A 14,883-nucleotide genomic window follows, 5' to 3' on the forward strand; every position below is an offset into this window, starting at 1 on the left:
ATCCTGATCGGCGGCCGCGATGGCGACACCCTGATCGGCGGCGCCGGCGTCGACATCGCCGATTACACGCTTTCGGTCGAAGGCGTAACGGTCGACATGGCCAACGCGGCGGTCGGCGGCGGTGACGCCGAAGGCGATACCTTCAGCGGCATTGAAATCATTCAGGGTTCCTTCCACGACGACGTCATCCGTGGCGACGACGGCGACAACCGGTTCCGTGGCAGCCGCGGCGCCGACGTGCTGGACGGCCGAGGCGGGTTCGACACCGCGGACTATTCGCTCGCCGATGAGGCAGTCACGGTCGACCTGTCGCTCGGCCAGGGCCTGGCGGGAGAAGCACTCGGCGACACGCTCATCAGCATCGAAAAGCTGCAAGGCTCGATCTTCGCGGACACCTTTATCGGCAGCGCCGGCGGCGAAACGTTCGACGGCGGCTTCGGCGATGACGACCTGCGCGGCGGGCTCGGCTCCGACACCTATCTGTTCGGTTACGACAGTGGCGAGGACACCGTCACCGAAGTCGGCGATACCGGGGACACCGATCGCGTTGTTCTGGGCTCGACGATTCTGCCGAAGGACCTCTCTGTCATCCGGGAAGGCGATGACCTTCTCCTCGAACTGGAGCGTGACGACGGCTTCCTGATCGATACGATGCGGATCAAGGACCATTTCCTCGGCCGTGAATCCGGCATCGAGGAGGTCGTCTTCTCCGACGGCACCATCTGGGACCGCCAGCGCATCGACGATCTACAGCGGGTCGGACGCTTCAACGCCGAGGACGACACCTATCTGTTCGGGACCGAAGACGTCGAGGTCATTATCAATCCGGCCGATCTGTTCGTGAACGATGCCGCCGAAGGCCAGGAGAACCTTCACCTGGTCTCGGTCCAGAACGCAGTCAACGGCACGGTCAGCATCCGCCCCGACGGATCCATCGCGTTCCTCGGCGCCAAGGACTTCACCGGCGATGCGTTCTTCGACTACACCGTCGTTGACGAGTTCGGACGGGAATCGACGGCCACAGTCGAGGTCGACCTTGCACCGGTCAATGACGCGCCGGTCGGCGTTAATGAGGACACGATCTTCTACTTCGATGAAGACACGATCTTCCAGATTCCGATTTCCGTTCTGGTCGCCAACGACATCGACGTGGATGGCGATGAGCTGACGATCATCGGCACGATGCCGCTCTTCGACGAGGCCGGCCAGCCGCTCTATCCGTTCTTCTCCGCTCCATATCTGCAGAAAGGAACGAATGTTGCCGCATGGATCAAAGGCGACTACATCGAGTTCTTGCCGGCCTTCGACCATTTTGGCTATGCCGGCTTCACCTACATCGTCGCCGATCCCGATGGATTGACCTCGACGGCGACTGTTCAGCTCTACTTTAATCCGGTCAACGATGCGCCGCGCAGCGGCGAGGACAGGCGTACGATCCGGCTCGAGCGGACCACGGATATCACGGTCGCGAGCCTGCTCGCGAACGACTACGACATCGAGGACGACGGTTTCACCTTCGTCGGCATTCATTCCGCGACCAACGGCACCGCTCTCCTGAACGCGCAGACCGGGACGATCTCGTTCACACCGGATGCGCTCGGCGACGCCACCTTCCAATACGATCTGCTTGACGAACGGGGCGCGGCCTCGACCATTACCGTCAAGATCAAGGTCATCCCGCTCAACGACGCGCCGATCGCGCGCGACGATGGCGGCTTCGTGACCCTGGAGGACCAGGCGATCGTCATCGACCCGGCCACTCTGCTCGCCAACGACACCGACGACACGGATCCGCTGGACGATATCGTCATGCTGTCGGGTGTCGAGCGCTTCCCGCTCAACGGCAAGGTGACGATCCGCGAAGACGGCATGATCGTCTTCACGCCACGCGCCGACTACAACGGCGAAGCCGGCTTCGTTTATTACGTTTCCGACGGCAATGGCGGTTACGACGAAGCGTTTGTCTCCATCACGGTGATGCCGGACAACGACGCCCCGATCCTGCGCGACGACATGGCTTATGGCGTCGAAGACGGCGCGATCTTCGTGCTGGCCGCCGAAGCGTTCGGCAACGACATGGAGCCGGACGGCGATGTCCTGTTCTTCGAGAGCGCCGGCATCATGGGCGTTCTCGACAACAACAAGTTCCTGTCGGCCGACGCCGTTTATTCCGCCAGCCTGAACAACGGCGATCCGCTGCCGGACTGGTTGACGTTCGATGACCTGACGATGACGTTCCAGGGCGTTATGCCCGTTGGAGAGGGGCCTGTTTCGGTCCTCATCAAGGTCTATGATCCGGCCTCCGATTCAGCTTTCGTGCATCGGATTACATTTGACGCCGAAGACGCCGGCGATCTTGCCGGCGGTATTTCGTATCTTTCCGAAGTTCTGCAGGGATATCAGGTCCGCGGCGACTATACGGCCGCGTTCGAGTTCGGTGCACAGTCGCTCACGTCTGATACGACCGTCACCGCCAAACTCTCCGACGGCACGTCTCTGCCTGCCTGGCTGGTGTTCGACCCGGACACTCTGACATTCTCCGGAACCGCTCCGGTGGGAACGACCGACCCCTTCGACGTCAGCCTGACCTTCACCTACCAGAAGGCAGGTATGGTGGACGCCGTCACGTTCGTCGAGACGATGACGATCGACCCGGCGCTCGCCCCCGAAGGTATTGCCTACGACAGCGACATCGCCCTCTTCGACATCGGGCATGGCACCTTCACGGCCCGATTGGCAAACGGGCGTCCGCTTCCGTCCTGGCTCACCTTCAACGCGGAAACGATGACGGTCGAACTGACCGGCATTCCGCCGCAGCCCGATGCCGAGCCAGCGCGCGTGCAGATCATCTTCACGCCGACCGAGACGACCTTGCCGCAGGACACCTACGCGTCGAGCAAACGCGGTTTTGCGCTCGAGTTCGTGATCGATCCCACCGTACCGCTCGATCCTGCGATCAACGCGCTTCTGGCGAACGACGCTTATTTCGCGGCCCAGGGCCTGTTCGCACTCGATCTTGGGGACGCCAGCGCCCTCACGGCAAGCCGCGAAAGCCTCGTGGAACTGCCGTCCTGGCTGACATTCAACAGCGAAACTCTGGCCTTCGAAGGCGTCCCGCCACCGGAATTTGTCGGCGCGATCCCCGTGCGGATCGACATCGCCGGCAACGGCGCGGGCATGCCGACAATGTCGGTGATCACCGATCTGCGCGTCGACGCAACCTATCACGTCGATGAGAAGACGGGATTCTCGGCCGATGTCCTTGCCGAGCGGATCAACGTTTCCGCGCCCGAGGACTTCAATGGCTCGATCGCGATCGTCTATACCGCCCGAGACGAGAAGGGTGCGGTCTCGGCCGACCCCGCGATCATCGTCATGAACGTCCGGCCGACGCCGGAAATCCCCGACGCCGGCAACGACACGGTGTTTGCGACCGAAGATCAGACGGCAACGTTTGATATGGCGGCATTGCTTGCCAACGACCGTGATGACGATGGCGACGCGTTCCAGGCCACCAGCATCAGTCAGCCGGCGCATGGCCAACTGACGCTCAATCTTGCGGTCAAGACGATCGACGCACCCGAGGATCTGCCGACAGTCGCAGGCGGCACCTACGCCGTTACAATGGCGGACGGTTCCGCACTTCCCGACTGGATTACTGTCGATGCGCAGACCGGTCAGCTCACGGCCACGGTGCCGTTCACCTATCGTGGTGAACTCGAGTTCGCCTACAGCGTCTCCGACGACACGGGAGTGGTTGCGACCCTTAACGCCAAGTCGTTCTTCAACGGCAATATCGGCGCAACGTTGACGTATGTCCCGACGCCCGGCTTCTCGGGCACGGACAGCTTCATCTATACGATCACCGACAACAAGGACGGCAGCACCCAGGCGACTGTGACCATCGAGGTCGCAGCAGTGAACGACCCGCCTGTCACCGAGAACGACTCTGTCGTCGCAATCGAGGACACGCCGCTCGTTATCGACCCGGCGACCTTGCTTGCCAACGATTCCGACGTCGACGGCGACACCCTCACGCTGATTGATGTCAGCAATGCCATCCACGGGACCGTCGCGTTCGACGGCACCAACGTCATCTTCACGCCTGACCACAATTTCGACGGTTATGCCGGATTCGACTACACCGTCAGTGATGGGACGGACGGCAGCTCGGTCGGCCACGTAGAGGTTTTCGTCCAGTCGACCAATCAGGCGCCGGTCGTGGTCACCGATACGTTCGACGGGATTGAGGACACGCCTCTCGTCGTCGACATCGCCGACCTTGTTGCGAACGATTTCGATCCGGACGGAGATACGTTCCAGTTTGTTTCGGTTCGCGACATCAGCGACGATGCCAGCGTCTACACTCTTCCGGGCGGCAAGTTGCAGTTCGTGCCCGACGAGAACGTCAATGGCCTCGTCACGTTCGAATATACGATCTCCGACGGCCGCCGCACCGGCACCGGCACGATTCAATTGAATTTTGCCGCGGTCAACGACGCACCGATTGCGATCACCGACGACGGATTTGTTACGACGGAAGATACGCCGATTGCGATCAGCCTGGCGACGCTGCTGGCCAACGACCACGACGTCGAAGGCGATTCATTCTCGATCGTCGAGGTGTTCGACGGTGACAACGGCACCGTGGTTCTTGACGGCAACACAGCAGTCTTCACGCCGCGCGCCGACTATTACGGCAACGCCTCCTTCTCGTACCGGGTCAGGGACGAACATGGCGCGGAGAGCGTTGGCAGGGTCAATCTGACGGTGATGCCGGAGTTCGATCTGCCGATCGCAGTCTCGGACGGCGGCTACGAAGTTCTCGAGGACGGTTACATCGACCTCGATCCGACTGTGCTCATGGCCAACGACTACGACCCCGACGGCGGAGCCTTGACGTTCCGTGGCTTCGGAGCGGGTCAGGCCGTGGATCTCGGCAACGGCCTCTACCGGGTGACGCCGCAGGCCGATTTCTTCGGCCGAATGACGGTCACCTACACCATAGCCAATCAAGCCGGATATGAGGCTTCGACCACCGTCACCATCGACGTGCTGCCCGTTGCCGACGATCCGGTCGCGGTCGGCGACACGCTGAGCATGACAGAAGACACGCCGTTGACCATTCTGGCGACAAGTCTTCTGGCGAACGACTACGATGCAGATTACCAGGGCATCGTGTTCAACCGCGTGGTGGGCAGCGACGGCGTCACCGTCACCGAGGACGGCATTGGCCATCTCATCATCACGCCTGCCGCCAATCGCAATGGACCGGCCTGGTTCGACTACGAAATCCAGGATTCCACCGGTGCAACGGCGACAGCTCGCGTGGCGATCTCGGTCGCTTCGGTCAACGATGCTCCGGTCATTGGGACCGTCCCGGCGCTGGTCGGGGCCGAGGACCAGACATTCAGCGTGACGTTGCCGGCTTCGCTGGTGACCGATGCAGACGGAGATTTGCTGCTGGTCGACCTGCAGGGCCCGGGCGGCAGCCCACTGCCGGGCTGGCTGAGCTTCGATCGGCGCACGCTGACCCTTTCCGGCAATCCGCCCGCCGACTTCAACGGCGAAATCTCGCTGGAGCTGACCGCAGACGACAACATCGTCACGACCGTGAAGCCGATCACGTTGACGATCACGCCGGTCAACGATGCCCCCGTGGCCGCTCCAGACAGCTACGACGCCGGCACAGCCACCCTCATCACCATTCCGGTTGCCCTGCTGCTTGCCAACGACTCTGACGTCGATGGCGACACCCTGCAGGTGACCGGTGTGGCGAACGGCGACGGCTTCACGGCCGCTCTCGATGGACAGGGCAATGTCGTCATCAACCGTGATCCGCAGCAGTCGGGACAGCTCGTCCTGAACTACACGGTGAGCGACGGATCGCTGACATCCCAGTCGTCGGTGACGGTGACCGTCAGCGCGGCCAACTCGGCTCCGGTGATTGGGCCGATCGCCACCATTCACTCCAATGAAGACGCCGTGATCGATTTTACATTTCCGGGGGGAACGGCGAGCGATGCCGACGGTGACACGTTGATGCTTTCGCTCCAACGTGCCGGCGGCACAGCACTGCCGTCCTGGCTCACGTTTGACGCCGCCACGGGCCGCATAAGCGGAACGCCGCCCCAGGACATGGCCGGGACGATTGCCCTGCAACTCGTTGCCAGCGACGGGACACTTTCGACAACCCGCGCCTTCGACCTCGTGATCGACCCGGTTAACGACGCACCTGTTCTCGAAGCGCCGTACTCCGATCGGTTCGCCAATGAGGAGACAGCGTTCAATATCGCTCTCCAGACCGGCCTGGTGACGGACGTCGATGGCGATAGCCTTACCTATAGCGTGAAGCTGAGCGACGGCTCGCCGCTGCCTTCGTGGCTGAGTTTCGATGCCAACGCCTTTGCACTTGTCGGCACGCCGCCGGCAGACTTCAACGGAGTGGTGTCGCTGCGGATCACGGCCTCCGACGGTCTTGCCGAGGTGTCGGACGAGTTCAACCTGACAATCCTGAATGTCAATGACGCGCCTGTCGCAATCGACGCGTCAGGCACGGTGGGAAGTGGTCAGACTGCAACGGGGCAGGTCGCTGCTTCCGACGTCGACGGAGACGTGTTGACCTACGCGGTCGCAGTCCAGGCCGCCCATGGCACGGTGACGGTAAATGCACAGACCGGCGCTTATAGTTTCGCGACAACGGCCGGCTACACCGGTACAGACAGCTTTGCCATTGACGTATCGGACGGTCATGGTGGCGCGGCACGCTCAACGATCACCTACACGATCGTCCCATCCAATCAGGCTCCGAACGGCGCGACGCTGTCCGGCGGCTCTGTGGCAGAGAATTCGGCGAACGGCACCGTTGTTGGTACCGTCACCGGCGCCGATCCCGATGCCGGAGCGGTGCTCAGCTATTCGCTGGCCGACAACGCCGGCGGACGGTTCGCCATCAACGCGGCGAGTGGCCAGATCACCGTCGCGGACGGCTCGCTGCTTGACTACGAAAGCGCCTCCGCGCACGTCGTCACCGTCCGGGTCACCGACCAGGGAGGCCTAACCTATGACAAGGCCTTCACGCTGAGCCTCACCAACGTCGCTGGGATCACCAGCACCGGAAACAAGTCGGCGAATACGCTAACCGGAACGAATGAGGAAGATGTCCTCAATGGGCTGGGCGGCAACGATACGCTGAACGGACTTGGCGGCAACGATATCCTCGATGGCGGGACCGGAAACGACACCATGAACGGTGGCGCCGGCAACGACGTCTACATCGTCGATTCCAACAGCGACATTGTGAACGAAAACTCAAACTCGGGGATCGACGAGGTCCGAACCGCGCTCTCGAGCTATGGGCTCGGAGCCAATGTCGAGAATCTGACCGGCACGACCACGAGCGGATTCACCGGCACAGGCAATGCTCTCGACAACGTCATCACCGGCAACACCGGCAACGACGTCCTGTTCGGTGAAGGTGGTAACGACACCCTCCGTGGCGGCGCCGGCGACGACGTTATGCAGGGTGGCGATGGCGATGATGCGTTGGAAGGCCGGGGAGGGACGAAGTACATCTCAACCGGCACCGGGAACGACAGATTGGTCTTCCATTCGGACAGCGGCGACTTCCAGGTCGACGACTTCACCGACGGCAGCGACAAAATCGACATGCGCGGCACTGGCCTGACTCTCGGCACGGCGGCACAGAATATCGTCTTGACCGAGTATGCCGGCGGCGGCGTGCTGGTGGAGTACGGCACTTCGGAGATCTGGCTTGCCGGCGTTGCGCCGGGCGTAATCAACTTCGCCGACGACTTCATCTTCGGCGCGGGCGCAGGAAGCAATCTCGCGCCGACAGGGGCCACGTTGACCGGCGGCTCGGTCGCCGAGAATGCAACCAACGGCACAGTCGTCGGAACGGTCGCCGGTGTTGATCCTGATGCCGGAACGGTCCTGTCTTATGGTCTGATTGGAAACGCGGGCGGCCGTTTTGCCATTAACGCGGTGACTGGGCAGATCACCGTCGCCAACGGTACGCTGCTCGATTACGAGAACGCGACTTTGCATGTCGTCACGGTGCGGGTCACTGATCAAGGCGGCATGACTTTCGACAAGGCCTTCGCGCTGAACCTCACCAATGTCCCCGGCGTCACGAAGAACGGAACCAATTCCGCGAACACGCTGACGGGGACGAACGAAGAGGACGTTCTCAACGGCCTCGGCGGAAACGACACGCTGAACGGTCTCGGCGGCAATGACACGCTGAACGGCGGCACCGGAAACGACACCATGAATGGTGGCGCCGGCAACGACCTCTATATCGTCGACACCACCGGCGATGTGGTGAACGAGAACGCCAACGAAGGGAGCGATGAGGTACGAACCTCGCTTTCGACCTATAGCCTCGGAGCCAACGTCGAGAATCTGACCGGAACCACAACGAGCGGATTTACGGGCGACGGCAACGAATTCGACAACGTTATCACGGGCAATGTCGGCAACGACGTGCTGTTCGGTGAAGGTGGCAACGACACGCTGCGTGGCGGTGCCGGCGACGACGTCATGCAAGGCGATGACGGCGACGATGCCTTCGAAGGACAGGGCGGCACCAAGTGGATTTCGACCGGCTCGGGGAACGACAGGCTGATCTTCCGGACGGATAGCGGCAACTTCCAAGTCGACGACTATACGCATGGCAGCGACAAGATCGATATGCGCGGCACGGGCGTGACTATCGAAACTGCCGCGCAGAACATCACGCTGACCGAGTACGTCGACGGCGGGGTGCTGGTCGAGTACGGCACGTCCCAGATCTGGCTTGCAGGCGTGTCGACCGGGCTTGTCACCTTCGCCGACGACTTCATCTTCGATGCCAGCCCTGAGCAGGTCATCCAAACGCCCGCTGGCGGGGGTGATGCGAGTGCCGATGGTGAAACCGGATCGGGCGGGTCGACTGTCCAGGCGCTGTCCTCCTTCAGTGGAGGTGGAGGTGGAGGTGGAGGCGGTGGTGGCGGAGCCAAGCTGCCGGATCCTGACCGGAGCAAGGAGACACCGGAGCATCACCTTGGTGGACGCGACGGGCTTTCTTCCCAACTCGACGGGCTGCGGGATGCGCTCGCCAACGGGTTTGGCGACCAGAAAGATCACAAGCAGGACTACGCGGAGACGCCGAGAGTCGTTGGAGGCGGATCGGATGACTTCCTGCTCTATCGGCGGGTTACGATGATGCGGCAGGACCTTTCGGTCTTCGGGGTTTCACGTGGCGAGTTGACGGATAGGATGTATCCGGAGGAGGCTCGCTCGCTGGGACAGCACTTCGCGGCAGCTAGCTAAGCCTAGACAGCCTTGCAGCAGCAAGGCCGTCTTCGTCGCAGATTTGCGGTGCAGCCTATTGTCGGAAACGGCTTCGTCAGGACCGAATGTATCGTGACGCGAAGGGTTGTGGGGTGACCTGTGGGCCGGTAAGGGCGCCGTCACCCCGCCATTGAGATCGACGTCAACGGCATAACCGTTCGACGGATCGGATGTTGCGAGATGACGCAAGTTCGCTGGGGCAGTATTTCGCGGCAAAATCAGGCGTGTTCGCGTTTCGCGCATCCACGATATTGTCGTAACATGCCTCGCGCCGATCTGCGGATGGTTCGCTGGCTCCGCGCTGCTTACAGTTAACTCAGTTCGCCACTTTTCTAGTTCAGCCAACCTCAACAGCCGTTCGCGCACTCGGCGAGGAATATGCCTGATCACAAACATACTGAATGACGCTACCTACTCGGGATGCAAACAATTTGACACACATCCCATCGGTCTCAGCACCACTCACCGAGGCTCACCGCATAGATTCATCTTGCGCGCATGATTCAACATGCTACCAATGCGTGTATGAGCGTTGCAATCCTACATCCATGAACCGCCCCGGGTTTGCCGGAGGCCGTTTGGTTTAAGTCAGGCCGCCATGGCTGGCTGCTCCAGCTTGGCGTAGTAGCGTTGCTCGGCTTCGGCCGGCGGGATGTTACCGATCGGCTCGAGGAGCCGTCGATTGTTGAACCAGTCGACCCATTCCAGGGTGGCGAACTCGACTGCCTCGAAGCTGCGCCATGGCCCGCGCCGATGGATCACCTCGGCTTTGTAGAGGCCGTTGATGGTTTCGGCGAGAGCATTGTCGTAGGAATCGCCGACGCTGCCGACCGAAGGTTCGATGCCGGCTTCGGCCAAGCGTTCGGTGTATTTAATCGAGACGTATTGGCTGCCGCGGTCGCTATGGTGGACGAGGCCGCCGCGATGGATCGGTCGCCGATCATGCAGGGCCTGCTCCAGCGCGTCGAGCACGAAGCCAGCATGCGCCGTGCGCGAAGCCCGCCAGCCGACGATCCGGCGGGCATAGGCGTCGATCACGAAGGCGACGTAGACGAATCCGCTCCAGGTCGCCACGTAGGTGAAGTCGGACAGCCACAGAACGTTCGGCCTGGGTGCCTTGAACTGGCGGTTGACGTGATCGAGCGGACACGGCGCGGCCGTGTCGCTGATCGTGGTCCTGATCGACTTGCCGCGGATCACCCCTTGCAGGCCCATCTGCCGCATCAATCGCGACACCGTGCAACGCGCGACATCGAAGCCTTCGCGCTGGAGCTGCCGCCAAACCTTGCGCACGCCGTAGACTTGGAAGTTCTCCTCGAACACGCGCCGAACCTCGGTCTTCAGGGAGGCGTCCTGCCTGGCGCGTGCCGACAGCTTCGCGGGATCGCGCCGCCTGGCGACATGAGCGTGGTAGGTCGAGGGGGCGATCGGCAACATCTTGCAGATCGGCTCGACCCCATACGCCCCACGATGATCGTCGATGAAGGCGATCATGGCTTGGATCGGCGGTCGAGCTCCGCCGTCGCAAAATAGGCGCTCGCCTTGCGCAGGATCTCGTTGGCCTGCCGGAGCTCGCGGTTCTCCCGTTCCAGGGCCTTCAGCTTCTCGGCCATCTCGGTCGGAACGCCGGCCCGCTTCCCGCTGTCGACTTCCGCCTTCTTGACCCAGTCATGCAGCGTCTGCGGCGTGCAGCCGATCTTGGCCGCGATCGACGTCACCGCCGCCCAGCGCGACGGGTGCTCACTGGCGTGATCCAGAACCATCCGAACCGCTCGCTCGCGCACCTCGGGGGAAAATTTGTTCGTCGTCTTGCTCGTCATGGCTCCATCCTCTCAGGAGTTGGAGCCTCCGGCAAACCCGGGGCGGTTCACCACCAGTTTCTGACACGTGTCCCACCCAACGACCCTTGGTCCCTGGAAACGCATGTGATGATCTGACGCATCTTATCGCTCAACGTCTTATCGGCTTACGTTGCGTACTCCAGATTATTGAACGATCGGGCTTATGCTTTTTCGCCGCGATACGAGCTCTCTGCAGTACCTTCATTCTCGCACTGGCTGCATCATTTGCGTCATATTGTTCAGCGGCATCGGCATCTGATATTCAGATGTCCCTTGTAAAGGCTGCGGCAGCGATCGGCGAACTTAAGTTCGAACGTGCTATCGAAATATATTCAGCGGGCCTCAACCAACAGCCAGACGTAAAAGATCGGGCGGAGTTATTAATGATGCGAGGCTTGGCATACGCCCTCGCGAAAAAGCCGGATCGAGCTGAGGCTGATTACACAGAGGTCATCGGACTTGTAGGGCAGTCCGATCCAAGGGCTTATGACTATCGCGGCGACTTCTATTTTAGGCGTAATCGCCTAGACCTCGCTTTCGCCGACTATACCGCCGGAGCCAAGCTATTCCCAAACAACGGCAGGTTTCCGAATGGACAGGGCCTCGTGCTCACCAATCAAGGCAAATTCGGCGAGGCGATCAACCGGTTTGACGAGGCAATAAGACTCAATCCGAAGTATGGCACTTTCTATCTCGGGCGAGCTGAGGCGTACAATCGTTCAGGTCAACCTGAACGCGCACTGAAGGACTACGTGGACGCCCTTGCCCAGGGAGATCTTTCAAAAGGTGAAATAGAACGCCTTCGAGCGGGTCGGGGACACGCTTATTTCAGGCTGAAGAACTACGATGCCGCGATCAACGATTTCAACGTCGTGCTTGACGCCAGTCCCGACTTTATCAACGTATTGAAGTGGCGGGGAGTTTCCTATCAACGGCTTGGCGATACCAAGCAAGCGATCGCTGACTTCGAAGCAGTTCTGAAACTTGATCCTTCTGAAGAGGCTATAGCGAAACGGATTCGCGAGTTGGGGGGAAACTAGTCCGATGCAGGGGGTTCCACAGAGCCTGATCGGACGCATCGACCGTCCGCTAGACTCAAGTTCCGCTTGTCTTGCCGAACCTTCACAGACTCCCTTGACACCGCCGTCGCAGGGCGCGTTCAAGAGACAAATAATACAATGCAACGTTTGGGTGGAAGAACTGACGTAAGCGTCCATCGGTGGACGACCTAGTGGGAGGGGACCATGACACAATCGACTGAACAAGAAGCTGTTCGGCCAAGTCTTGATCCGACTCCTCCCCCTGACGAGCCAAGAAACTGGTCACCCAAACTTCCCCCAGATCGCCGTAAACCGGACGAAGATCCTGTGGAAGTTTCAAAGAAAGGGGTGAGCCCTTACGACCCGGGCGCCACTGAAAAAGACGTCGGGGACGTCGACAAGGAACGAAAAAAACGGCTTGTGGCCAGACTCGATGCAGCGGACGCCAATAATGAGGCATGGAGTACCGCTGCCGACGGTGTCGGCGCAGCTAGTGCAGCAGCATCTCTACGTATCGGCGGACCCGCTGGACTCCTTCTTGATGCCTCGATCACTCTTCTTGTGCGACTTTTTGTCAGCTTTCAGCTGGATCTATCGAACTTTGAACTTGGCGCGGCGAGGCAGAATGTCACAAAGAACTTCAATAAGGCTGAGCCACTTATCTTCGATCTCGATGGCGATGGCATTGATCTTATCCCGGCGTGGCAATCACTCGTTACATTCGACTGGAACGATGACGGCTTTTTCGATTCAACTTCCTGGATCGGTGCTGACGACGCATTTCTCGTCATTGATCTGGGCCTAGACGGGATAATCGATCAAGCGGCGGAGCTGACTTTTGCTGAAAGTGGCGCTACCGGGCTTACTGACCTCGACCGACTGCGTGGATACGATACAAACAGCGATGGGGTGCTGGATTCGAACGATACCCAATTTGCCGATTTCCGCCTTTGGAGAGATTTGAATCAGAATGGCGTTTCCGAGAGCGGCGAACTCATCGGTCTTGATGCCGCCGGGATTACGAGCATAAGCCTGAGCGGCACTTCGGTTACACCTTCGCCGGACACAACGATTTACTGGTTCGACAGCAATGGAAATACGCTTGTCGATCCTAGCGAGATCTTCGCTGACCCGGCCGACGCTCCCCTTGGTTCAATCATTGGTGAAGTTCTCAACGGTGCCGTCGTCTTCCATTCTTCGACCGCGACGACGACGACGGGAACCATTCAAACATATACTACAAGCCTTGGATTTGACGCCGACGGATTCATCGGAAGCGTCGATGGCAACGTGCTCTCGATCATCTACGATAGCGGGGACACTCTTCGCTATCGGATCGCAGCAGATGGCGTCGGTGAGACCATCGATATTTCGCGTTCTCTTTACCGCGGTGCAATCGGTGGGGACGGCAACGACATTCTCCTCGCCGACCGCGTTGCTCCGTCGCAGCTACTGGGGGGCGATGGCGACGACGACCTGACCGGCGGCGCCGGCGATGATCTTCTTGCTGGTGGAGTGGGATCAGATCGGCTCATTGCTGGAGCTGGAAACGACATTCTGGTGATCGATAGCGACGATCTTTCGAGGGAGGTCGACGCCGGAGATGGCTATGATCTAATCTACCTCGACGGTTCCAGCGGCATCTCGTTGTACTTGGCCGCGATCAATGGCGAGGGTGCTTACGGTACCGGTGGCGACGACACCCTTTCGGCAGTTGGCGTCACTGCCGACGCTGCGCTGTATGGCTTCGCCGGCAATGATATCCTGCTAGGCGGAGACAACAATGATTTGTTGTCGGGTGGCGTTGGCGCCGACCAACTAAACGGCGGCGATGGCGACGACATCCTTTTCATCGATTCCGATGATCTTCTAGTTTCCGGCGGCGATGGCCAGGATATCGCGATCGTCACGACCCCCGACAGCATGTTGCTGGATATTACCGCTCATTCGATCGAACTCATCTTCGGAAATGAAGGAGACGATCAGTTTACAGCGAGCGGACCCACGAGCGTGGACATGGACGGCGGCGGCGGCAACGATCTTCTGACCGGAGGTAATGGAGACGATCTATTCACCGGTGGCGTGGGCAACGATACCATACTCGGTGGGATGGGAACGGATGTTGCCGGCTACACGGGACAGTCTTCTGATTACTCCGTCATTCAGTCGGGCGATGGTTACAACATCACCGATCTGAATACGGCGGATGGCGACGACGGGAGTGATTATGTTGAGGACGTCGAGCGTTTGCTATTTGTCGATGGGTCTATCCATCTCGGCGGTAGCAACAACAACCCCGATGTTCAAGGCGAAGTTTGGCAAGTTCGTAACTCCGGTGACATCTTATTGCACGGGGCTACGATACTCGAAAACGACAATGATGCCGACAATGATCGCCTTCACATCACCGGGATCTCGAAAGTGGTCGGCGGGGCCGTCTCACTTCGGTCGGACGGTAACATTACATTCTCTTCCAGCACTACTGCGCCCTCGATTGGCAGCTTTTCATATCGAGTCGAGGATGGCCACGGGGGGCAGGGTGAAGCGACGAGCGAGCTTCGGCTGCTGCGAGCGTTACCGTCGGATAAACTCTACTCGCTTCAGTGGGCGCTCGATGCGATTAATATCGTTGATGTTTAGGATGACTA

Annotated in this window: 4 protein-coding genes and 1 other annotated feature (1 of these 5 only partly in view); of the genes, 3 read left to right on the forward strand and 1 reads right to left on the reverse strand. The window is 60.1% G+C overall.

What is annotated here, in order from left to right; genetic code table 11:
• On the forward strand, nt 1–9,333 hold the 3' end of the coding sequence (locus tag M9H71_RS15270; RefSeq protein ID WP_455405816.1) for a tandem-95 repeat protein. The gene continues 20,433 nt to the left of window position 1, outside the view; 9,333 of the gene's 29,766 nt are visible here — the last part of the coding sequence; its start codon lies beyond the left edge, outside the window; it ends in the stop codon at nt 9,331–9,333.
• Between the two features lie 609 nt (nt 9,334–9,942).
• On the opposite strand, the gene M9H71_RS15275 is transcribed toward M9H71_RS15270, so the two are convergent.
• Nucleotides 9,943–11,174, reverse strand: a protein-coding gene (locus M9H71_RS15275; RefSeq protein WP_455405817.1) for an IS3 family transposase whose coding sequence is annotated in 2 segments (ribosomal slippage) — nt 9,943–10,883 and nt 10,883–11,174 — 1,233 coding nt in all. Because the reading frame shifts where the segments join, the coding sequence is not laid out codon by codon here.
• Nucleotides 10,774–10,890, reverse strand: a sequence feature (AL1L pseudoknot). (Overlaps the previous gene by 117 nt.)
• A gap of 287 nt (nt 11,175–11,461) precedes the next feature.
• Here M9H71_RS15275 and M9H71_RS15280 point away from each other — a divergent pair.
• A complete protein-coding gene (locus tag M9H71_RS15280; protein WP_455405818.1) occupies nt 11,462–12,235 on the forward strand; it encodes a tetratricopeptide repeat protein in 774 nt (257 codons plus the stop codon).
• A 204-nt stretch (nt 12,236–12,439) separates the two neighbouring features.
• Complete coding sequence (locus M9H71_RS15285) at nt 12,440–14,875, forward strand: cadherin-like domain-containing protein (protein WP_455405819.1); 2,436 nt, start codon at nt 12,440–12,442, stop codon at nt 14,873–14,875.
• The last annotated feature ends 8 nt before the right edge of the window (nt 14,876–14,883 follow it).

Source organism: Rhodopseudomonas parapalustris (assembly GCF_053772255.1).

Excerpts from the sequence above, each read along its gene's own strand:
- M9H71_RS15285 (WP_455405819.1), top strand. The coding sequence starts at position 12,440 with ATGACACAATCGACTGAACAAGAAGCTGTTCGGCCAAGTCTTGATCCG.
- M9H71_RS15280 (WP_455405818.1), top strand. The coding sequence starts at position 11,462 with ATGTCCCTTGTAAAGGCTGCGGCAGCGATCGGCGAACTTAAGTTCGAA.